Origin of the sequence: Fluviicola sp., from assembly GCF_039596395.1 — a bacterium.
In the GTDB taxonomy this organism is placed as follows: domain Bacteria; phylum Bacteroidota; class Bacteroidia; order Flavobacteriales_D; family Crocinitomicaceae; genus Fluviicola.
The window spans coordinates 1,980,576-2,000,863 of the sequence record NZ_JBCNJT010000001.1; the positions used below are offsets into that span (position 1 = coordinate 1,980,576).

A 20,288-nucleotide genomic window follows, 5' to 3' on the forward strand; every position below is an offset into this window, starting at 1 on the left:
GGCGGACTATTCAGGTTTTTTGAAAAAGAGATTCCGTTAAACATTTTTACTTTCCGGTTGTACAACTTCTCTCAACCCGTAAACATGAAGCATCTTTTCTTCCTGATTCTCTTTCTTTCCGGTACAAAAGCCTGTGCACAGGCTGATACCATGCGGATCAAAGAACTTTTGACCGAACTCACGAAAACAGAAAAGCCGCGCAATTACCGGAATCCTGATCAGCTGGACCAAACCGCCGGATTCATTTACAGCTATTTCCGGCAATATGCGGATACCGTTTTTTATCAGACTTATTCGATTGATGGAATTACTTATGGAAATGTCATTGCCCGCTTCGGGGACACCATCAATGAGCGCCTGATCATCGGAGCGCACTACGATGTTTGCGGTAACCAGGAAGGAGCAGATGACAACGCTTCCGGAATTATCGGTTTACTGGAAATTGCGCGCATGCTCCGCGAACAGAAACAGCACCAAAACATTGAACTTGTTGCTTACACACTGGAAGAACCGCCATTTTTCCGTACCGAGTACATGGGATCTTTTATCCACGCACAATCGCTCAAGCAATCTCATGCTAAAATTTCGGGAATGATCTGCCTGGAAATGATCGGCTATTTCAACGAAGCAAAGCACACCCAGGATTACCCGATCGGATTCCTCAAACTGTTTTACGGTTCCAGGGGAAATTACATTACGGTCGTCAACCAATTCAGCAAGGGAAAACCGGTGCGCCAATTCACCAAACACATGGACCGTTTTGCAAAGCTTCCGGTGAAGAAATTCAACGGTCCGAAATCGCTTACCGGTATCGACTTTTCCGATCACCTGAACTACTGGAAAATGGGATTCAGCGCCTGTATGATCACAGATACAGCCTTTTACCGGAACAAGAATTACCACCAAAAAACCGATGTGATGGGGACGCTGAATATTTCCAAGATGGCGCTGGTCATTGACGGTATTTTTTTGAGTATCTTAGCTTAAATTCACGGATTATGAAATTAGTTATATTCGCTTCGATCTTAGCAGTCGGTACTTCTGCTAAAAGCTGCAATAAAAAGGAAGATTGCACCGAAAAAGTCAAAGACGATTGTATCTGCACCATGCAATACGATCCGGTTTGCGGATGCAACAATAAAACGTATTCCAATGCCTGCACCGCGCAGTGTCACGGAATTACGAAATATGTGAAGGGGGAATGCCCGAATTAATTATCAATTATGAATGGAGTAATTATCAAGCTTGGCAAATCAATGCTTGATAATTGATAATTATTGAATTTATAATTTATCATGACTGACTTACAAACCGTAAAAGCGTATTACGACGCGTTCAATGCCCGAAACTGGGACGAAATGTTGTCTTTAGTGGACGAAAACATCAAACACGAGCCCAACCAGGGAACGCCTCGCATCGGGAAAAAACTATTTACCGAATTCATGCAGCACATGGATGCCAGTTACTCGGAAACGTTGAAGGACATCGTTCTTTTTTCCTCCGAAACAGCTGGCCGCATTGCAGCTGAGTTCGTAGTTCACGGAACGTATAAAAAAGCAGAAGAAGGTTTACCTCCTGCTCACGGACAAACTTACGTGCTTCCCGCAGCGGCTTTCCTGGAAGTGCAACATGGAAAAATAACCCGGGTGACTACCTATTACAACCTGGAATTGTGGATCGAACTGGTTTCTCAATAAAGTGAATCACTTACGTTACGAATCAGCAACCGGACACGGCATCGCGAAACTGGTCCCGCACCTGGGGCAATTGCGTATCCGCGTGTTCTACGATTTTCCCTACCTGTATGAAGGCTCACAGGCATATGAAGAAAACTACCTGCAGATTTACACGAAAAATCCGTTGAGTATTGCTTTCCTTGTCTTTGACGGGGAAGAACCCGTTGGAGCAACTACCGGAATGCCTTTAAGTGCCGAATCGAAAGAAATACAGCAACCCTTCCTGGACCAGGGAATGGATATCGATGAGATCTTTTATTTCGGGGAGAGCATTTTACTGGATGCATACAGAGGACGGGGAATCGGGCACTTATTTTTTGATGTGCGCGAAAAACACGCCCTGGAAAACGGATTTAAAACAACGGCTTTCTGCTCGGTTGTCCGGCCGGAAGACCATCCTTTAAAACCGGCTGATTATCGCACGAATGACGTTTTCTGGACAAAACGCGGCTATCAAAAACAAAATTATTCCTGCCGCATGTCCTGGCTCGACCGCAACGAAACGCAGGAAACAGAAAAAGAATTGATTTTTTGGACCAAAGAATGGAAGTAACACTAGCATTGGCGCAGTATCCGATCACATTTCACCACTCGCTGGAAGATTGGAAAAGCCATACGGAAAATTGGGTAGCAGGCGCTTGTTCACAAGGTGCACAAATCCTGACTTTCCCGGAATACGGAAGCATGGAATTGACCTCATTATTCCCGGAGGCTGTGCGGAATGATCTGAAACTCCAGATCGACCGGATGCAGGAACTTCTACCCTATTTTATTGATTTTTTCCGGGAATTAGCTGAAAAATACCGCTGTGTACTTGTTGCACCGAGTTTCCCGGTTGACCTGGGAGATAAAACCGTGAACCGCTGTTTTGTATTCACGGAAACAGGCTACTCCTTCCAGGACAAACATTTCATGACCCGTTTCGAAGATGAATCCTGGGGAATTTCCAGTTCCGACGGTGCTTTGCGTTTATTTGACACCCGTTTCGGGAAGTTTGGAGTCCAGATCTGTTTCGATATTGAGTTCCCGATCGGCGGACATTTGCTGGCAGAAGCCGGAGCAGATTTCATATTGGTTCCTTCCTGTACGGAAACACTCAAAGGCGCTACACGCGTACACATCGGAGCACGGGCACGGGCCATGGAACAACAGCTTTACACGGGAGTTTCCCAAACAATTGATGAAGCTTTGTGGTCGCCGGCAGTAGATATCAATTACGGCTACACAGCCTTTTACTCTTCACCTGACGGCGATTTCGACGACGAAGGAATCCTTGCGAAGGAACAAGCACAAACTTCCGGCTGGTTGATCCGTACACTGGACCTTTCCAAAAATGCCGAAATCCGGGAGAACGGCCAGGTATTGAATTTCAGGAACAGTCAGAACTTGACGATGCAGGATGGAAATTGTTTCGTGGAAATCGTTTCGATGAAACAGAATGGGAATGAGAATCAGAATCAGAATCAGAATGAAGAAATGAAATCCTCCTTAAATTTACTCTGAAGCTGAATCATGGCTTACTACAAAGAACTAAAAGGTGACGAGTTGTATCTGTATATGAACGGAAAACTCATTTACAAGCGCTGGCTGAAGACCGGCCAGTCAAAGGTTTTTGATGTGATGGCTTATGATAAATATACAGCGATGAGTATCGGGAATCCGGAAAGAACTGCGGCAGAAATTTTCCTGGATGAAAATGTCTTTTATGGACTAACAAATCTGAATACCGGTTTTGACAGCCCAACCATCAAGTACTTTTCTGCGGATGACTTTCGAATTGTTTTACAAAGAGTCGAAAAACTGGGATTGGGCATTTATGGAATCGAACCGTGGGAAAACGGTACATTTTACGATGTGCTTACATGTAATTCACCTTTGAATCCGCAACGATACAATGCTATCTTTGAAAAATTCCTGAAACGTGGAAAAGACCTTCAATATGCTGCAAGTTATTATATTCCCGAATTAACAAAATAAAGAATGAAAATGCTTTGGTGCTGGCGCTGCCAGATGGAAGTTCCCATGCTGGATGACGAAGAATTTAAAGTGGCTGCTAAACTTTACGGTGAAGCTTTCGGAGAGAGACTAAAAAATTCGGGAAGATCTATCCATGAACGCTTTCAACCTTTGCTGGATTATTATGAAACACTAACAGGTTTTAAAGAAACGGTTCCCAACGCCATCATGCATCATCAAATTTCACAGTACGGCCCGGAATGTGAAAACTGCGGAAAACCTTACCGCACACCAAAAGCTTCGTTTTGTGCTGCCTGCGGAAATAAGCGGTAAGCGATAAATCTCGTATCTTTGTTCCAAATTCTTTCGATATGAAACAACTCCTTTTCATCTTTTCTCTTTCGGTTATTTTGTTCTCCTGCAGTGATCCCAAGCGCGACCTGGTTATTTCATTTGAGGAAATCAATGGTTTGGAGGAAGGTGATTATGTAATCATTAAAAAACAGGATGTAGGAACCGTTACTAAAATCGAGTTCAGCAATGATTACAAAATGGACGTGCATATCCACCTCGATAAAGTCGACCATTTGCCGCGTGATTCCAAATTCCTGATCGGGAAAGACGGAATTTTCAGCAATGCACTTTATGTCGTTCCGGGAAGGTCGAAATATGCCTTGACCGGTTCTCACCGCGCGAACGGGAAAGCCATCGAGGAAATAGACTGGGGCAAGGAATTCAACGACCTGATGGAGGAAAGCTTTAAGAGACCCGCTCAAACACAAGACTCCATGTTGAACGAATTGCGCGATATCAAGCAGGAAGTGCACGAGGTGAATGAGAAGACGAAGTAAGCATGGATAACAAAACCGCTTCTTGTTCCGAATGCCAGAGCGACTATTTCCACGAGGCTTCAAAGATGCAGGGATTATGTCCTAATTGTGCCCATTACCTGTACGGATACAGGAATTGTAAACATGAATTTGAAAATGGCCGGTGCGTTCATTGTTACTGGAATGGAAACACCTCCGAATACATTCAAAAAATCATGCATCAATAATCCGGTTATTGCTCTTCTTTTTCAGTAACTTAAAGGTCATGAAATCACTCATCGATCAGCAGCGCGCGTTTTTCAACTCCAACCAAACGAAGGACTTGAAGTTCAGAATCGGGCAATTGCAAAAACTAAAATCGTTGTTACTATCGAACCAGAACCGATTGAATGAAGCTATTTACAAAGACTTCGGCAAATCTCCATTCGAAACTTTTACCAACGAATTCGGGTTGGTTTTCCTGGACATCGATGAAGCCTGCAGCAAATTAAGAAAGTGGGCAAAACGTAAACGCGTACGGACTAACTGGGTGAACTTTCCCGCTAAAAGTTACATTATACCGGAACCACTGGGAGTTTCGCTGATAATCGGCGCATGGAATTATCCGTATCAGCTATCTTTAGCTCCGGCTATTGCAGCCATTGCAGCCGGAAACACGGTAATCCTGAAACCCAGCGAATTGCCTTTAAACACCAGTAATATCCTCGCAGAAGTGATCAATACGGCTTTTGATCCCGCATTTTTTCACGTGGTAGAAGGCGGAATTGAAGAAACAACCGCTTTGCTGGAAGAACGTTTCGACAAGATTTTCTTTACCGGAAGTACGAACGTAGGCCGGATTGTGTATCAGGCCGCAGCCAAACACCTCACTCCTGTTACGCTGGAATTGGGAGGAAAAAGCCCGGCAATTTTCACGGAAGATGCGAACTTTAAAATGGGTATCAAGCGCCTGATCTGGGCTAAATTCCTGAATTCCGGCCAGACCTGCATTGCGCCGGATTACGTATTGCTTCCCAAAAGCAGGAAGAACGAATTCCTGGAACTCGCAAAAGCAGAAATCGAACAAGCTTCCTATTCCATTGAGAACGGAAATTACATCCGGATCATTAACGACAAGAACCTAGAACGGCTAAAGAACCTGATCGATCCGGACAAAGTTTATTCCGGGGGAGAAATCCGGGAAGGGCAACGAATCATTCAACCGACTTTGATGCACAACGTTACTTTCAACGATGCAATCATGCAGGAAGAAATTTTCGGGCCGATCCTGCCCGTAATCACTTACGATTCCCTGGATGAAGTGATTCCGGAAATCAAAAAGCGCGAAAAGCCGTTATCCTGTTACCTATTCACCACTAATTCTTCGATCAGGGACAAATTGCTGCACGAACTTTCATTCGGAGGTGGCGCAATCAATGAAGCGGTAATGCACATTTCCAACAGCCGTTTGCCGTTTGGAGGCGTGGGACAAAGCGGAACGGGATCCTATCATGGCGAAGCAGGATTCAGGACATTTTCTCACTATAAAAGCATTTTACAAAAAGCCACCTGGTTTGAGACAAACCTGAAATATTCGCCTTATTCGGAAGGGAAACTGAAATGGATCCGGCGATTGATGGGGATGAAGTGAACATTCAAAGTTTAAAGGGTTCAAAAGTTTAAAGGGTTCAAAAGTTCAAAGGGTTCAAAAGTTCAAAGGGTTCAAAGGGTATAAGTAATTACTTGAACAACTCCAGTGATTTCTGTAAGGGTTTTTGTTTGCCAATTCCTTAACTTACAGGGAGAAATTACCATCAAAAAAAATGAATTATGAGCACAAAAAAACCAAATAAGCCGGCAGAAAAGTCTGAAGAAAAATTTCCGGGATATCCGGCATATCCGGCAAGTGAAGACATTTACCGCACAGACAAGGAAGAAAAAGATCTGGATCCGGAAGAACCCACTAAAAAGAAAACTCCCAATGAATCTTCCATTGATAAGAACCTGGATGTTCCCGGTTCCGAACTGGATGATGAACAGGAAGATACCGGCAATGAAGACGAAGAAAACAATTATTACAGTTTAGGCGGGGACGATCACGAAAACCTGGAAGAAGACAACGATTGATCTTCTCTTACAAATTGTAACTATGAAAGGCTATAAAAAGCAAGAGGCTGTTTTAAAAAAACAGCCTCACTATTTTGGTAGATGTTATTTTGAATCCTATCAGAACGCTTCCAGGGTATTTCTTTCGAGTTGCTTTGTTTGTTTGAAAAACGATGGAGAAAGTCCTGTAATTTTCTTAAACTGATTGGACAAATGCGCCACACTGCTGTAGTTCAGCTTGTAGGAAATTTCCGTGAGGTTCATTTCGTCATACATCAGGAGCTCTTTGACGCGCTCAATTTTGTTCATGATGATGAATTGCTGAATGGTTATTCCTTTCACTTTGGAAAATACATTCGAAAGATAAGTGTAATCGTAATTCAGTTTTTCACTGATATAATCCGAATAATTCATTTTCGGAGCTTCATCCGAATAATGGATCATTTCAATGACCACACCCTTGATTTGTTCTATGAGGATACTCGTCCGGTCCTCCAGAAGTTCCAATCCGCATTTAGCCAGATTGACCCGAATTTTTTCACGAAGTTCATCAGATACATGCTCTTTCACTTCAACAACTCCCAATTCGACTTTGCTTGGGCGCAAACCTAAGTTTGCCAGTTCCTCCTTCACGATCATCTTACAACGAAGACTCACCATGTACTTAATAAATAACTTCATACCGCTTTAATTTTTAAATAAAAAAAACTAACTCTGTTCACTTAGTTATTCAGGTATCAGTAAAAAAATTTGCGTTATTTCCTGTTAATGAAATGTAGCTATAACTATTTGTAGTGCGTGTGAATGGTTCTAAGATAGAATTAAAAACCAACGCGGCAAAACAACCTGTTATGTTTTATAATTATTTCACATTTCCGGATGCATGCCGTTTAAACAAAAAAAAGACCATCCAACAAGAATTATTGCCGGATGGTCTTCCCCCTATCTGGTGATTACCTAATCCCTTCTTCCTGGAATTAATTGTAAAACAATTGCTATCAGTGCAATCACTAATATTAAATGGAATAATCCTCCTGTATGGTAGCCAAAGTATCCGATGGCCCAACCGATTACTACAAGAATTGCTATGGTGCTCAATATTGCTCTCATGATTGTAAGTATTAATTGGTGAATAATTATCCCGGTTTTTCCGGTCCGGAACCCTGTCTGTTAGTTTCTAACCAATCGACCGATTTGTAAAGCCGGTTTGAAAAAGGGAGGCCGCCGAAACGGCTTCCCTACCTAAAACCAATCTTAACCTATCCTATCAACTGTTTATTTGTATTATTTTACGTTGTCTTTTCCAAGATCTCTGAAAGCTTGTCCGAGTTCATCCATATCGTTGTTAAACTCTCTCTTAAACTCCTGCCAGTTTTCCCGGTTCGTATTTTTCATTTCGTCCATTCGGGCTTCCATTTCATCGTTGCGTTTTCTAAGCTCTTCGATGCGTTCGTTTCTTCGTTGAATGGCATCTGCCCGTGCATTGATCTTTTCAGCTCGCAGACGCTCTATCTCTGCGCGGTTATTATCGATATCGTTCTGTACCGAACGCCGGTATTCTGCAACCTCTTCTTCGTATTCTCTCTGTGCCCGATCTAATTCTTGCTGCGCATCCTGAACTTTATCCGAAGCGTTTTCCACTTTTTCAGATTTTGTTTGCGTACAACTTGCAAGAGCGACTACCAGTAACGATAATCCCAGGCGTATTACTATCCTTTTCATGACTATCCAGATTAACCGTGAATGCGTTTTCACTTATAACAAATATGCAATTCGCAGGTGTTTTAATCTTTACACGTTTTGCCGCAATTATTGCATATTTTACAGAACTCTTAAGGAACGTTAAACGCTTAAAATCTGCTCCCGGGAAAGCGAAAGGCCACAAAAAAAGCGCCAGTCGTATTCAGACTGACGCCTTTCTCTAGATAGAACCTAACAGTTACTATTAGTCGTATTAATAGTAACTGATAAGCACGTTACATCTAAAATTACAGGACGTATTTATCCGGTTCCTCATCAGAAGGATTCTGATTTTGGTTCGGATTCTGGTTCTGATTCTGATTTTGATTTTGATTGGACTGTCCCTGATTAAATTCGTTCAGGATATTCTGAACTTCATCGCGCGACTTGTTGAGTCTTGTGCCTAGTTCGTCCATTAATTCGTTTTCCTGTCCGGGACGGTAGTCCAGATCCGAATCAGTTAGTTCACTGTATTTATTCTTCAATTGAGAAGATTGCTGGCCCCAATTACCTGTAATCTGGAATGGTGCCGTATTTTGTCCCGTTCCTGAATTCGCATTGGAATCTTGGTTGGAATACGGGTTCTGATTCTGATTGGTGTTTTGATTCGGTCGTTGATCAGAATTTTGCTCGGAACCCTGATTTTGGCTTCCCCATTGATTTTGACTTTGACCCTGGTTTTGATTCTGACCCTGGTTCTGGTTGGAACCTTGATTCTGATTCTGATTTTGATCCTGATTGGAACCCTGATTTTGATCTTTGTTCCAGTTGTTTTCTTCTGCTGACATAACTCTATAATTAATGATAAAACTTTGTGCTTTTTACAAAGATCTTTCATTAGCAAAGAATTGCCATTATATAAAAATTCCGGATTATTACATAAATCTCACCAAATCAGTTCACAAACTGGCTTTTCACATATTCGAGGTAATCAGCCTGAGAAGGCAGATCGGGAACATTACATTTTTTCAGGTAAGGATAAATCTCCACAACCATGTTTTGCATGATCTCAAAGTTATTTGCCGCTTTTGCTTCCTGGTAAGTTGTCATGAAATAATCATTGATCTTCCCCAAATAAACATCCTGATTCTTCACGTTTTCATCGTTATTGAGGAATTCCTTGCTCAACGGTGATTTATAATCGTGAACTGCGCTTCTGAACACCTGGAATTCAACCGGGTCTTTCAAATCCAACGCGGGATACTTTTGATAATATTCTTCCGCGTATTTACGCAATGAATCGTGCTCGTTATCTGCCAACACTTTCACATAAGCTTTAAGGTCTTCGCGCTTCTTTTTAGATTTTGCGTAGGTTTTATTGGCCAAAGAAACCGGGTTTCCTTCCGGGTTAACAACTTCTCTTCCTTTCGCAAGCAATTGTTTTGCCTGCTGCCCGCCAACTACTTTAGCAACCAAATCTCCGTTCGCGTTGAAATACAAAAGTGTCGGGTAAGCGCTGATTCCGTATTTACGCATCACTTCCGGCCCGTCGTTTTTCTCACCGTCAAGCTTTAATGAAACAAAGTTTGAATTATAGAAAGCTGTTACTTCCGGATCAACGAACGAAGTTGCCGCCATTTGCTTGCAAGGCCCGCACCAGGTAGCAAATACATCCACGAACAAAGGTTTCTTAGCCTCTTTGGACTTTTTTAAAGCTTCTTCCAGAGTTCCGTGTTCGAAGGTGATTTGACCGAATGAGTATGTACTTACTAAAGCAATCAGGGCAAGAAATGTCAGTTTCATGTTTCTGTTTTTTTGTTGAAGTTACGAAAAGGCAAATATTGAGCCAAACAAATTGAGGAAGCAGAATTGAAAAGGTAAAGTGAGTTCAAAGAGTTTAAAGAGTTCAAAGGGTTCAAAGGGTTCAACTTTGACTAATTGAACATTTTCTCAGCCCAACAAATGAACTTCCAGTTCCACCAATCGGGGCAAAAGCACATCGTCTTCCAAAACGGCATGAATGGCCAGGTCTTTTTCAAAGTGTTCCAGCTGGGTCAGGAATATGCGGAAAGCCAGAGGAGTTTTCAACCCTTCTATAATCCCGGTGATTTTATTCCTCACCTCGTTCAGGTCTTCTTCCAGGTTCGAATGGTTGTCAAAGAATTGTTTCAGGGTAAAGTTCCCGAAACGTTCGCGGTCAATAGGTATTCCTGACTTGCGGAATTCCAGTAAAGATTCGATGTAGGGAAACAGGAAAACTTCTTCGTACTGAATATGCGCCACCAGCTTCTTTTGGTAGGAAATGAAGAACCCGCACAACATCAGTAATACATTGTCGGAATTGGCCTGCTTGCTATATAAATTATAGATCGACTGCTCTATTTCAGGAAGCTTGGTATTCAAATAATTTCCGTGGGATTTTTTCAGCGCTCCGAGCAAATCTTGGATTGCTACTTCCTGTATGAGTTCTTTCGGGAAATCCGTCATGCCTTCTTTTGCCAATTCAATCAATTGGGTTAAAGCATCCCGGGAAGTATCAAAAACGGGCATATTGTTCAACCGTTCTTCCAGCAAACGATCTGTCACATTCTTCCCCCATTTTGTTTTCTGCTCTTCCTTCATATCCCGCGTGAATTGTGATAATCAATTGAAACAAATATACGGAGAGAATCTTGCTCCATCAATACCTTAAAAGCGGTAAAGCTGTCTGAAAGGTGTTTCTTTTTCAGGCCTGATCCTTCTTCATCCGGAAGATCAAAACAGTGGTGATCACGGCTCCCACAAGTGCCATCATCAATCCTACAACATTCGGAGAAGTAAAATCATACCCCATTACCAAAGGAATTCCTCCAAGGAAAGCTCCCAGGGCATTCCCGATGTTGAAACTCGCCTGCAATGCCGCAGATGCGATCATTTCGGAACCCTTCGCTGTTTGGATCATCAGCATTTGGATCGGGGCAACGACCGCGAAAGAGATACAGCCCGTGAAGAAAACCAATATCAGTGAAGCGACCGGGTTGAATGACGTGAACAGGACCAGGGTCAAATCCAGGGCCATGGCAAGTAAAAGCATCAGGATAGTGAGTGCCGGAGAATATTTATCCGCCAGTTTTGCACCCAGGAAATTCCCCACGACCATCCCGAAACCTGCCAAAATCAGGATGGAAGACACACTTTCAGCTGAAAATCCGGAAATATCCGTTAATAGCGGAGCAATGTAACTGATCCAGCAAAACAAGCCTCCAAAACCGATTGCCGTAATCAAAATGATGTACCAGGCTCTCGGATTCGAGAAAAATACCAGCTGACTTTTTACACTTCCCGGTTTATCCGATTCCAGGACCGGCATCCAAAAAGAAAGTGCGGTAAAGGTTATTAACCCGATTATTGCTACCAATGCAAACGAATAACGCCAGGAAAATTCGTGGCCAATGTAAGTTCCGACAGGTACTCCGATCAGATTTGCAAAAGTGAGCCCGGCAAACATAATCGAAATGGCCTGCGCTTCTTTTCCTTTCGTGGCCAGGCGACTTGCAACAACTGCTCCTACTCCGAAGAAAGCTCCATGCGGTAAGCCCGAAAGCAAGCGCGACACGAATAAAACTTCGTAATTCGGGGCAATGATTGACAAAGCGTTAAAAACGGTCAGCATCGCTGCAAAAACCAGCAAAATCTTCTTCGGCGGATAATTGCGCGCCATCAAAACCAGTGTCGGGGCACCGATCACAACTCCCAAAGCATATGCTGAAATCAAATAACCGGCCTTCGGAATGGAAACCGATAAATCCCTTGCAATGTCCGGGAGCAATCCCATCATAACAAATTCTGTAATTCCGATGGTCAATCCTCCAAATGACAATGCAATCAGTGCTTTCTTCATAATTCCTCCCTGCGAGCCTGCAAAAGTAGCTGAAATAGTTACCCGCACAACTATTTTTCAGCAGCCGGGCGTTTGAATTTTCATTAATTTAACATGATCGAATACTCATTCATGACTTCAATAAAATACTTCCTGTTTGCCGGCTGCATCATTTTCTCCACTGTTTGCCGTGCGCAAAAACGGAATCAGGCTGTTCGTGAATTAAATCATGTGGTAGAACTGATGAATGCTTTCAGCCTTTGCAACCAGGACTGGTATTTCGACGCCGTTCAATTGCAAAAAGCAATGAATCGCAGCAGTCAAAAAGTGAATGAAAGCTATTTCTATTGTAGCAAAACACAACACAGCGGGCTTTTGTCTTACACGAATATCGAGCAAACTTTCCGGTTCAAAGAAATTACTCCGAATGCACAAAACCAGATTCCGGCTTATCAAGCCGATTACATTCCCTGGCTCGAAGCAAGAGAAACGGTTTTAAAAGTGCTGTCAAAACCCAAAAACGAATACTCGGCTTTTGCACCTTTCCTGAATAAATACCTGGCTTCGACGGATAGTTTGTATGCGACCCACGAAGCGTTGAACGAATATGTTTCGGAGAAAAAATTCCGGTCAGACAAAGGCTTCGAAACGGCAAAAAGTATTTTAAGAACACACGGTCGCTGGTTCCGGGAGTGTTACGTGAACAGTAAAGAACTCGACAGCGCACTGGTCGATTACTGCAACTTCCACTACCCGCCTTTCGGTACGCACAAAGAATTGCAGCAAGGATTACAGGAATTGAACCTGACCATGATCGTATTGATGAAGTGGGAAAAGGAATTGTACGCGGAGAATATGTCCAATACTGCAAAATACGACGCCAGGATCAGGCAATTAAATGCCGAAGGCTTGAAAAATGATTCGCTTTATTTGTACAAAACACGTGGCTACGGCGTCTTGCACAGCGGATTCTGGCTGCATACGCGCTACCGCACATTTTATACTTCCATGCAAAGCCGCATATACTGGTTTGCTTCCTCCAGGTTTCCTTCCGAACCTTATTTGAAACAGTCGCAGCAGGCTTACAATGATTTTGTGCGCAGTTACAATGCCATTGTGGAAGATTACAACGATTACATCGCCATAGCCGACGGCTTGACTTTCCGGAAAACTTCCGACTGCTGCCTTTCTCCTTCCGAGATCGATACGAATCAAAACGTATTGCTGATGGCGCCGAAACTCCTGTACAAATTTGAGTATACCGAAGAAATCAATGAGCCTCTTCCAAAAGATTCTGTTCCTTCCAACCTGAGCAAGGAAGAATTGCTGATCCAACAAGCAGCACCTCATCATTTGGTGTATCTATTGGATGCTTCTTCCTCCATGAACGAATCCGGGAAATTGAGCCATTTGAAGGAAAATGCTGTGAACCTTGTCAACATGCAGCGCGAAATCGACCGGATCTCGATCGTTACTTTTTCAGGTAAATCGGATATCCTGCTTCAATCCGTTCCCTGTAATCAGAAAAAACACATTCACGAAAAAATAGAACACATCCACGCATTCGGCCAAACCAATATTCAGCGTGGATTCGAAACGGTGAAAAGCCTTCTGGCTTCCGACAAACTGGAAAAAGGCGTGAATGCAGTGCTTTTACTAACGGACGGTGAATTTCTTCTGAATGCTGAAACACAAGCTTTGTTAAACCAGTTAAAAAGCGATAGCATTGCGGTTTATTTCATTTACCTGGGCAAACCATTGGGTAAAAAACAAGCGAAGGCCTTTCAAAAAACGTATACCGACATGGGAGTTGTTTTGTACGATACGAATAAGATCGATTTGAAAGAGGCGTTGCTGAAAGTTGCTACGCAGTAGTTCCACGTAAACACGTAGGAGTGAAAAATTTTTCGGCCCTACATGTAATCTATTTTTTCTTCTCTTTAAAAATACTGTCGCTCAAACCGGTGTTCACTTTGTAATCGCTCAAAGTGATCGTGATATTCCCTTTTGTCCGTTGTTTTTCCTTTGCCTTTTTTTGGTCCGCAGATGTTTTATTGATGTCGGCAGCAACGCTTTTCGGCATTTTGAACTTCTTCACATCTATCTCGAATTTCAATTCGCTGGGCAAGCCATTACCGATTTGTGATCCGTATTTGAAATCCGTTTTCACCGTTCCGTTGGTTTGAGTAGTGACCTGCGAACGCATGATGACCGCATTTTTCTGATCGACCCAAATCTTTGCCAGGACAATTTCTCCAGAAGTGGAATTCGGAATAATATTGATCAAACGCGTATCCACATCGCGGATTTTCAGTGAATCTCCGAAAACGGCTGTGTATTTGGATTTGTCAGACAAAAAAGTGTTCAACTCCGTAAAGCCCTGCTTAGGCAGAATAGTAATTCCTTTCGATTCGATCTTTACCTTGTCCTTTTGCTTGAAATAAATCTTTGCATTGGAAGGCATGATCTTGATCATCGGGATATCTGCATCGATGTGTGCATTGACGGTATAATCTTTTACGAAAGCCATCTTTGCATTGATCTTTTCGATGACTTTTTCCGGTTCCTGCGCGAATACTCCGAAAGTCAGGAACAGGAAACTAAAAAACAGGTTCTTTTTCATTACGATGTGATGTCTTTTCTGTTAAACTTAAATAAGGTAATTCCGACCAATAACACAATGTGCGTGAGCAAAATCACGATGGAATTGATAATGTCATCGAAAGGAACGGGATCTTCAAAGAAACTGCGCCAGGACGCCATGTGGGTCGTAAACAAATACGGTTTGATCGTATCGAAAACGGTTACATCCAAACTTCCGATGATCGTAAAAATGATGATGATTGCCATGGTTGCGACAATCGGTCCGATGGAATTCTCTGCAAAGGCCGACAAACAGATCGAAAGCGTTGCTACAGTCAGCAAGGACAAATACGCCACGCAAAACGCCAACCCGAAACGCCACAAGATATCGGCTTCCGGCAAAATGACCAATCCGTCGCTGTTTAACACCATCAAGTCTCCCGTTCCGAATACCAGGTGAGAAACCAGCAAGGACAGAATTCCCAGCCAAAGTGTAATGACCAGCGTATAAATGGCTCCGGCGGTGAACTTCGAAAGCACAATCTGCGTACGCGAAATGGGTTTGCTTGCCAGCATTCGGATCGTTCCCATGGCGGCTTCTCCCGAAATAAGATCTCCGGTTACCAAAGCAATCAGCAATGGAATATGGACCACCAGCATTTGCAGGATGATAAAGGCAATGAGGTTTCCATTTACCAGTTTGCCGTTGAACGAAAGGGTTTGTTCGAAACTTGCAGTTACAAAAGAAACCATCGATTCACCATCTGCTTTCATGGCAAAAATGATCAGACCGATTAGCACGGTTAAAGCGCCCAATCCCAAATAGCTTCTGGGTTTTGATACGATCTTAATGAACTCGTTGTACGTGTTTTTGAAAAGCATCAGGATTGAATGGTTTTAATGAAATAATCTTCTAATTTGCGTTTCGGCTCGATTGCATGGATCGTAAACCCGGCCAGTACCAGTTCTTTGGTCAGATCCGGAACATGGTTTTTCGAAAGGAGCACTTCCAGTTCTTTGGAAGAAACCTGGCTGATTTCGGCAGGATTGAATTTGGAACGGATTAACTGCATCGCTCCTTCCACTCCATCTACTTCAATGCGAACCATTGTTTCTTCGCTGTTCAGCAACTCTTCCACGGAACCTTCCACAATGGATTTTCCCTGGTTGATAATCACCATGCGATTGGCGATCAGTTCGATTTCAGACAATTGGTGCGAAGACAGCAAAATGGTTTTATTCTGTTCGTTCTTCAGGCGCAGGATCAGGTTCCGGATCTCGATAATTCCCTGTGGGTCCAAACCGGTTGTGGGTTCGTCAAGGATAATCAATTCCGGTTTATGCAATAAGGTTTGTGCAATTCCCAGGCGCTGTTTCATCCCGTGGGAAAAGCCTTTTACTTTGTGTTTTGCGCGATCACCCAATCCTACAAAATCAAGCATTTCATGGATCTCTTTCTTCGAGACATCCGCTCCGGAAATACGTGCAAAGATTTCCAGGTTCTTTTGCGCCGACAAATACTTGTAAAAATCAGGCTTTTCGATGATGCTCCCGATGTTTGCCAGGATGGCAGAACGGTTCTTCTGCAGGGATTTATCAAATAATTCAATAGTTCCGTTGTCGGGGCTGATGAGCGATAACAAACAACGGATGGTTGTACTTTTGCCGGCGCCGTTTGGTCCCAGGAATCCGAAAACATCTCCTTTATTGACCGTAAAGGAAACGTTTTTAACTGCTTCAAAGGACCCGAATTTCTTGGACAAATTCCGAACCTTGATAATGGTTTGTTGTTCCATATTACCTGTAAACAGATTAATGCCTTTCCGTTTCAAAAAGACCCTTAAAAGTAAGGATTATCCGATTTCGTTAAACCCAATTTTTTCAAAAATTCGGTGAACGGTATCTCTTCATAGGCCAATAAAAAAGTACTGATTAAATCGGTTGACTGCTGCAAAACCAAATGATGCGGACCAATACCGGGGAAACCCTGAACAGTGGGTTATGGGAAAACCTTCTGAGTTTTAATCCACTGGAAACCAAACAGCTAATTCAACGTCAAAAAACACACGGGCGCAATCGCTCTGTTTATGGGCACTTCGATGTACAAGGGTTACCCCCTGAATCACCTACCCGGGAAAATTTCCGGGAAACAAAAGACCTAGCTTTGAACAAAACAAAATCTGAATATGAAAAAAAATTACTTCATTTTAAGTCTGCTCTTTAGCATACTTGCCACATTTAACGGGTATTCCCAGACCTACTCTGCTTACGGGAGTACTCCTACAAATGACGATTATAACTACATTGATTATTCCAGCGATACAATGTACTATACCTTTAATTCACTTGCTTCTGGAGCGTACAGTGATGCCACATTGACCATGGATGGTGATGCTTATTTTTATCCAGGAAGCTCTTTCAACATTTACGGACCAGGAACGACATTAATAGGAAACTTTACATCACCGACGTACTATGACTGCTCTCCATTTACGGCTACTGTAACAATACCGTTTGCAGATGTCAATGCGTATGGAGGAAGTGTTGTTTTAAAATTTGTAAAACAAGGAAATGTAAGCCCTTACTGTAATTTCAACAGAATGCGCGCTAAAATTACATACAATTACTGTACAACAGGTGTTCCTTCCCAACAAGCCAGTTTCAATTTTACCACAGACAGCCTTTTTTGTCTTTCGGAAGATCCGATCAATTTAGTGGGTTCTCCTACAGGTGGTACATTTACAGGTATGGGAGTTGTCAATAACACCATTGATTTGAGCACCTTACCGAATGCGTTCGGGGTTTACAACATCACATACACAGTTACCGAAGCAAACGGGTGTTATACACAAGATAGTGCCAAGTTTACTGTAATGACAAATCCGGCAAATGAATCAAAAACGGTATGTGAAAATACCTGGACGGTTTTGGACTACGGAAATATAGTAAAAGTTTATGCAACAGATAAAGACCTGGTCAACCAACTTGGAATGGGAAATATCATGATGCTGCCTCCAATTACTTCTAACCCGATGGACTTGTACACTGCTATTGTGTCAACTCCATACAACTATGAAATAACTTCTCTTGATACCAGCAATTTTCAAACGGTTGATCATGATGATATCACCGGAGATGATCGTGGCGGAATCGCAGTAACAGCAAATTACGTGTATATTGTAGGTGATGATGCTACCGGCCGATTTGGTCTGAATCTTCAAAATGGCATGGATCTACCAAAACGCGACGGAATCTTTACAGACTTGTCCACATTGAAGTTATACACGCTTTACAATACAGTTGCTCCCTTCACTCCAAACGATGACAACCTGAATGGATTTACTATGAATGCTTTACGCTCATTGAATGAAGATTTGAGCTACGGAACAGAAATCATCATGTTGTCTCAGCCAATTACAGTTGGAGTACTGGACCAAGGTGTAATGCTTGCCGGATACAATGAGTTGATCGTTGGAACTGCTTACGGAAATTATGACTTTTACCACATCTCTATCCTAAACGGATTGGTTACGCCAATGGGGCAGCACAACCTGAACGTATACGGTTCTGAAAACTGGGCTGACTGGGGAATGTCGGGATTTGACGGAACAGACCGCCACGCTTACTTCCGCGATGATAATGATTCGATTGTTGATTTTAACTTTACTACGAACACTGCAACAGCTATCCTGGATATTACCGACTTTTCGGACATGGCTAGTTTTGTAATTCATCCTACAAACAATCGTTTTTACGGGCACTACGAAAGCAGCACCCCTACTTTTGGCGGGGGCGACGAAAACCTGATTTACTTCCAGGCCACAGATATGGCTACGCAATTGATGGGAACAGCTGCGAATTTTGGTTGTCCGAACAAAATCACGTTGATGTTTAACACCATCGACCTTGGTCCTGATACAACGGTATGTTCAGAAGATGGATTGTTCATCATTCCGGGAGGATTCGGTTATAGCTCTTATACCTGGAACGGTGTAAACAACAATTACAACTCATTTGCAGTTCAAAGCTCTGGTGAAGTAGTTCTATCCGTAGTAGATAATGCGAATTGTACACTTACTGACAGTGTTTTTGTAACGGTTGTTGATTGCGGTACTACAGGAATAGAAGAATTGGGTGTATCCTCTCTGGAAATCTACCCGGTTCCTAACAACGGATCATTCCAGGTTGCTTTTGACGCTTTGAAAGAAGAAACGCAATTGATCATTATCGATGCTCAGGGAAAACAAATCAGTGAGCAATCCATTTCCAAAGGAGAAACAGCGGTTAACATGAATATCCAGGTTCAGCCGGGAATTTACTTTGTTCGCCTGGTTTCCGAAACAGGATCTACACAGCGTGCAATCAGCATTCAATAATTCATAACCAATAAGTAACAAAAAAGCCGGCCTGGAATATTCAAGCCGGCTTTTTTTATGTTCTTTTTTAAGCCATTGCTTCCAGGTCTTCCGGGATAGAGATGCTTTGGATTGCACGTTCAAGGGTAGTTTCTTTCCAGCCTGGAACAGACGTTCCATCCGCCCAATAAGCTGTAGTATCTGTCATTCCAAGGAAACCGAGCATGCCTTTCAGATACGGGGTTAAAAAATCGAACGCCTGCATCGGTCCTTCCGTGTAAACAGCACCTCCGGACAATGCCAGGAATACCTTCTTTCCTTTCACCAAACCTTCCGGACCGGCTTCCGAATAGCGAAAAGTTTGTCCGGAGCGTGTAATGTGGTCGAGCCAGGATTTTAACTGTGCTGGAATGGATAAATTGATCAGCGGCGCACTGATTACCAGAATATCCGCATCCAATAATTCGGTTACAGCTGCTTTTGAATAAGCTGCAGCTTTGATCATTTCCTCCGTATGCTGGTCTTCTGGCATGAAAAATGCCGCCACTTCTCCCGTTGAAACGTAAGGTGCCGGATCGGCTATTAAATCACGAAGGATTACCTGGCTATCCGGATATTGAATCTGCAATTTTTCAATGATTGCTTTTCCCAGTTGCGTACTGAAAGAAGCTGCTCCTTTTGTACTTGATGTGATGTGAATGATTTTTTTCATAGTTTGCTTTTTGGACAAAATTAGGTAGCTTTGCTTTCTAAAAGTGAGTAGTATACTTTAAGTTAGTACTTACCTTTTGGTTAGTTATTCAGGAAAAAATGGAAAAAAAAACACCCAAATTCCCACCCCTGTCTGCCGCTCCGACATCTACGGAATGCAACGGGCGTTTAAATGCACTCGAAGATGCTTTGTTCGTGATCGGAGGAAAGTGGAAGCTGAAGGTGATCATTGCACTCAGAGACGGTGACATCAAACGGTTCAACGAACTTCAGAGAAGAATTACGGGGATATCAGCTAAAATGCTTTCCAATGAATTGAAAGACTTGGAGATGAACGGTTTTGTGAGCAGAACGGTTCTGAACCAAACTCCGGTAGTGGTCGAATATGCATTGACGGAATACAGTGCTTCGTTAAGCCAGGTATTGCATGAGCTGGTTGAATGGGGAAAAATGCACCGGGAAAAAATCCGGGAAATGCGGTCCTGATATCCAT

At 42.8% G+C, this 20,288-nt stretch carries 24 protein-coding genes; 13 read left to right on the top strand and 11 right to left on the bottom strand.

Annotated elements, in window-relative coordinates:
* Nucleotides 1–84: 84 nt before the first annotated feature.
* From ABDW02_RS08700 to ABDW02_RS08745, 10 genes are all read left to right on the top strand, one after another.
* Nucleotides 85–987: a M28 family peptidase gene (locus ABDW02_RS08700; protein WP_343634152.1), complete on the top strand. Its 903-nt coding sequence runs from the start codon at nt 85–87 to the stop codon at nt 985–987.
* 11 nt (nt 988–998) lie between these two features.
* A complete protein-coding gene (locus ABDW02_RS08705) occupies nt 999–1,214 on the top strand; it encodes a Kazal-type serine protease inhibitor family protein (protein ID WP_343634153.1) in 216 nt (71 codons plus the stop codon).
* A gap of 81 nt (nt 1,215–1,295) precedes the next feature.
* Entirely contained in the window at nt 1,296–1,697 is a 402-nt protein-coding gene (locus tag ABDW02_RS08710) for a ketosteroid isomerase-related protein (RefSeq protein ID WP_343634154.1), read from the top strand.
* Between the two features lies 1 nt (nt 1,698).
* Nucleotides 1,699–2,289, top strand: a complete 591-nt coding sequence (locus ABDW02_RS08715; RefSeq protein WP_343634155.1) for a GNAT family N-acetyltransferase — start codon at nt 1,699–1,701, stop codon at nt 2,287–2,289.
* Nucleotides 2,280–3,239 (top strand): carbon-nitrogen hydrolase family protein, encoded by a 960-nt coding sequence (locus ABDW02_RS08720; RefSeq protein WP_343634156.1) that lies wholly within the window; start codon nt 2,280–2,282, stop codon nt 3,237–3,239. The genes ABDW02_RS08715 and ABDW02_RS08720 overlap by 10 nt, the downstream gene beginning before the upstream one ends.
* 9 nt (nt 3,240–3,248) lie before the next feature.
* Nucleotides 3,249–3,713 carry a hypothetical protein gene (locus ABDW02_RS08725; RefSeq protein ID WP_343634157.1) on the top strand — a complete coding sequence of 155 codons (465 nt, stop codon included), beginning with the start codon at nt 3,249–3,251 and terminating at the stop codon, nt 3,711–3,713.
* A 3-nt stretch (nt 3,714–3,716) separates the two neighbouring features.
* The gene (locus tag ABDW02_RS08730) at nt 3,717–4,025 is read left to right on the top strand and encodes a hypothetical protein (protein WP_343634158.1); all 309 of its coding nucleotides are present in this window, start codon (nt 3,717–3,719) and stop codon (nt 4,023–4,025) included.
* A gap of 38 nt (nt 4,026–4,063) precedes the next feature.
* Nucleotides 4,064–4,543, top strand: a complete 480-nt coding sequence (locus tag ABDW02_RS08735) for an MlaD family protein (protein WP_343634159.1) — start codon at nt 4,064–4,066, stop codon at nt 4,541–4,543.
* A 244-nt stretch (nt 4,544–4,787) separates the two neighbouring features.
* Entirely contained in the window at nt 4,788–6,152 is a 1,365-nt protein-coding gene (locus tag ABDW02_RS08740) for an aldehyde dehydrogenase (protein WP_343634160.1), read from the top strand.
* A gap of 179 nt (nt 6,153–6,331) precedes the next feature.
* On the top strand, nt 6,332–6,628 hold the full coding sequence (locus tag ABDW02_RS08745) for a hypothetical protein (RefSeq protein ID WP_343634161.1): 297 nt from the start codon (nt 6,332–6,334) through the stop codon (nt 6,626–6,628).
* 99 nt (nt 6,629–6,727) lie between these two features.
* Here ABDW02_RS08745 and ABDW02_RS08750 read toward each other — a convergent pair whose 3' ends face one another.
* From ABDW02_RS08750 to ABDW02_RS08780, 7 genes are all read right to left on the bottom strand, one after another.
* Nucleotides 6,728–7,288: a helix-turn-helix transcriptional regulator gene (locus ABDW02_RS08750; RefSeq protein WP_343634162.1), complete on the bottom strand. Its 561-nt coding sequence runs from the start codon at nt 7,286–7,288 to the stop codon at nt 6,728–6,730.
* A gap of 276 nt (nt 7,289–7,564) precedes the next feature.
* Nucleotides 7,565–7,717, bottom strand: coding sequence for a lmo0937 family membrane protein (locus ABDW02_RS08755; protein WP_343634163.1), 153 nt, complete (start codon nt 7,715–7,717; stop codon nt 7,565–7,567).
* Nucleotides 7,718–7,891: 174 nt separating this feature from the next.
* Nucleotides 7,892–8,329: a peptidase M23 gene (locus ABDW02_RS08760; RefSeq protein WP_343634164.1), complete on the bottom strand. Its 438-nt coding sequence runs from the start codon at nt 8,327–8,329 to the stop codon at nt 7,892–7,894.
* Between the two features lie 266 nt (nt 8,330–8,595).
* On the bottom strand, nt 8,596–9,135 hold the full coding sequence (locus ABDW02_RS08765) for a hypothetical protein (protein ID WP_343634165.1): 540 nt from the start codon (nt 9,133–9,135) through the stop codon (nt 8,596–8,598).
* Nucleotides 9,136–9,241: 106 nt separating this feature from the next.
* Complete coding sequence (locus ABDW02_RS08770; protein WP_343634166.1) at nt 9,242–10,090, bottom strand: thioredoxin domain-containing protein; 849 nt, start codon at nt 10,088–10,090, stop codon at nt 9,242–9,244.
* Between the two features lie 147 nt (nt 10,091–10,237).
* Nucleotides 10,238–10,909 (bottom strand): hemerythrin domain-containing protein, encoded by a 672-nt coding sequence (locus tag ABDW02_RS08775; protein ID WP_343634167.1) that lies wholly within the window; start codon nt 10,907–10,909, stop codon nt 10,238–10,240.
* 103 nt (nt 10,910–11,012) lie between these two features.
* Nucleotides 11,013–12,167, bottom strand: coding sequence for an MFS transporter (locus tag ABDW02_RS08780; protein ID WP_343634168.1), 1,155 nt, complete (start codon nt 12,165–12,167; stop codon nt 11,013–11,015).
* 111 nt (nt 12,168–12,278) lie between these two features.
* Here ABDW02_RS08780 and ABDW02_RS08785 point away from each other — a divergent pair, with 111 nt between their 5' ends.
* Complete coding sequence (locus ABDW02_RS08785) at nt 12,279–14,021, top strand: VWA domain-containing protein (protein ID WP_343634169.1); 1,743 nt, start codon at nt 12,279–12,281, stop codon at nt 14,019–14,021.
* A gap of 49 nt (nt 14,022–14,070) precedes the next feature.
* Here ABDW02_RS08785 and ABDW02_RS08790 read toward each other — a convergent pair whose 3' ends face one another.
* Genes ABDW02_RS08790 through ABDW02_RS08800 form a run of 3 tightly spaced genes read right to left on the bottom strand, consistent with a single transcriptional unit; the run spans nt 14,071 to nt 16,525 of the window.
* Nucleotides 14,071–14,769, bottom strand: coding sequence for a hypothetical protein (locus tag ABDW02_RS08790; protein WP_343634170.1), 699 nt, complete (start codon nt 14,767–14,769; stop codon nt 14,071–14,073).
* Nucleotides 14,769–15,611: an ABC transporter permease subunit gene (locus tag ABDW02_RS08795; RefSeq protein ID WP_343634171.1), complete on the bottom strand. Its 843-nt coding sequence runs from the start codon at nt 15,609–15,611 to the stop codon at nt 14,769–14,771. The genes ABDW02_RS08790 and ABDW02_RS08795 overlap by 1 nt, the downstream gene beginning before the upstream one ends.
* Nucleotides 15,611–16,525, bottom strand: a complete 915-nt coding sequence (locus ABDW02_RS08800; RefSeq protein WP_343634172.1) for an ABC transporter ATP-binding protein — start codon at nt 16,523–16,525, stop codon at nt 15,611–15,613. The genes ABDW02_RS08795 and ABDW02_RS08800 overlap by 1 nt, the downstream gene beginning before the upstream one ends.
* A 390-nt stretch (nt 16,526–16,915) precedes the next feature.
* On the opposite strand from ABDW02_RS08800, the gene ABDW02_RS08805 reads away from it, so the two are divergent.
* Complete coding sequence (locus ABDW02_RS08805) at nt 16,916–19,105, top strand: T9SS type A sorting domain-containing protein (RefSeq protein WP_343634173.1); 2,190 nt, start codon at nt 16,916–16,918, stop codon at nt 19,103–19,105.
* A gap of 67 nt (nt 19,106–19,172) precedes the next feature.
* On the opposite strand, the gene ABDW02_RS08810 is transcribed toward ABDW02_RS08805, so the two are convergent.
* The gene (locus tag ABDW02_RS08810; protein WP_343634174.1) at nt 19,173–19,796 is read right to left on the bottom strand and encodes an NAD(P)H-dependent oxidoreductase; all 624 of its coding nucleotides are present in this window, start codon (nt 19,794–19,796) and stop codon (nt 19,173–19,175) included.
* A gap of 98 nt (nt 19,797–19,894) precedes the next feature.
* Here ABDW02_RS08810 and ABDW02_RS08815 point away from each other — a divergent pair, with 98 nt between their 5' ends.
* Nucleotides 19,895–20,281 (top strand): helix-turn-helix domain-containing protein, encoded by a 387-nt coding sequence (locus ABDW02_RS08815; RefSeq protein ID WP_343634175.1) that lies wholly within the window; start codon nt 19,895–19,897, stop codon nt 20,279–20,281.
* Nucleotides 20,282–20,288: the final 7 nt, after the last annotated feature.

Bases quoted from the DNA above. Each gene is read 5' to 3' on its own strand.
- ABDW02_RS08700 (WP_343634152.1), top strand. From the start codon at position 85: ATGAAGCATCTTTTCTTCCTGATTCTCTTTCTTTCCGGTACAAAAGCC.
- ABDW02_RS08705 (WP_343634153.1), top strand. From the start codon at position 999: ATGAAATTAGTTATATTCGCTTCGATCTTAGCAGTCGGTACTTCTGCT.
- ABDW02_RS08710 (WP_343634154.1), top strand. From the start codon at position 1,296: ATGACTGACTTACAAACCGTAAAAGCGTATTACGACGCGTTCAATGCC.
- ABDW02_RS08720 (WP_343634156.1), top strand. From the start codon at position 2,280: ATGGAAGTAACACTAGCATTGGCGCAGTATCCGATCACATTTCACCAC.
- ABDW02_RS08725 (WP_343634157.1), top strand. From the start codon at position 3,249: ATGGCTTACTACAAAGAACTAAAAGGTGACGAGTTGTATCTGTATATG.
- ABDW02_RS08730 (WP_343634158.1), top strand. From the start codon at position 3,717: ATGAAAATGCTTTGGTGCTGGCGCTGCCAGATGGAAGTTCCCATGCTG.
- ABDW02_RS08735 (WP_343634159.1), top strand. From the start codon at position 4,064: ATGAAACAACTCCTTTTCATCTTTTCTCTTTCGGTTATTTTGTTCTCC.
- ABDW02_RS08740 (WP_343634160.1), top strand. From the start codon at position 4,788: ATGAAATCACTCATCGATCAGCAGCGCGCGTTTTTCAACTCCAACCAA.
- ABDW02_RS08745 (WP_343634161.1), top strand. From the start codon at position 6,332: ATGAGCACAAAAAAACCAAATAAGCCGGCAGAAAAGTCTGAAGAAAAA.
- ABDW02_RS08750 (WP_343634162.1), bottom strand. From the start codon at position 7,288: ATGAAGTTATTTATTAAGTACATGGTGAGTCTTCGTTGTAAGATGATC.
- ABDW02_RS08755 (WP_343634163.1), bottom strand. From the start codon at position 7,717: ATGAGAGCAATATTGAGCACCATAGCAATTCTTGTAGTAATCGGTTGG.
- ABDW02_RS08760 (WP_343634164.1), bottom strand. From the start codon at position 8,329: ATGAAAAGGATAGTAATACGCCTGGGATTATCGTTACTGGTAGTCGCT.
- ABDW02_RS08765 (WP_343634165.1), bottom strand. From the start codon at position 9,135: ATGTCAGCAGAAGAAAACAACTGGAACAAAGATCAAAATCAGGGTTCC.
- ABDW02_RS08770 (WP_343634166.1), bottom strand. From the start codon at position 10,090: ATGAAACTGACATTTCTTGCCCTGATTGCTTTAGTAAGTACATACTCA.
- ABDW02_RS08775 (WP_343634167.1), bottom strand. From the start codon at position 10,909: ATGAAGGAAGAGCAGAAAACAAAATGGGGGAAGAATGTGACAGATCGT.
- ABDW02_RS08780 (WP_343634168.1), bottom strand. From the start codon at position 12,167: ATGAAGAAAGCACTGATTGCATTGTCATTTGGAGGATTGACCATCGGA.
- ABDW02_RS08785 (WP_343634169.1), top strand. From the start codon at position 12,279: ATGACTTCAATAAAATACTTCCTGTTTGCCGGCTGCATCATTTTCTCC.
- ABDW02_RS08790 (WP_343634170.1), bottom strand. From the start codon at position 14,769: ATGAAAAAGAACCTGTTTTTTAGTTTCCTGTTCCTGACTTTCGGAGTA.
- ABDW02_RS08795 (WP_343634171.1), bottom strand. From the start codon at position 15,611: ATGCTTTTCAAAAACACGTACAACGAGTTCATTAAGATCGTATCAAAA.
- ABDW02_RS08800 (WP_343634172.1), bottom strand. From the start codon at position 16,525: ATGGAACAACAAACCATTATCAAGGTTCGGAATTTGTCCAAGAAATTC.
- ABDW02_RS08805 (WP_343634173.1), top strand. From the start codon at position 16,916: ATGAAAAAAAATTACTTCATTTTAAGTCTGCTCTTTAGCATACTTGCC.
- ABDW02_RS08810 (WP_343634174.1), bottom strand. From the start codon at position 19,796: ATGAAAAAAATCATTCACATCACATCAAGTACAAAAGGAGCAGCTTCT.
- ABDW02_RS08815 (WP_343634175.1), top strand. From the start codon at position 19,895: ATGGAAAAAAAAACACCCAAATTCCCACCCCTGTCTGCCGCTCCGACA.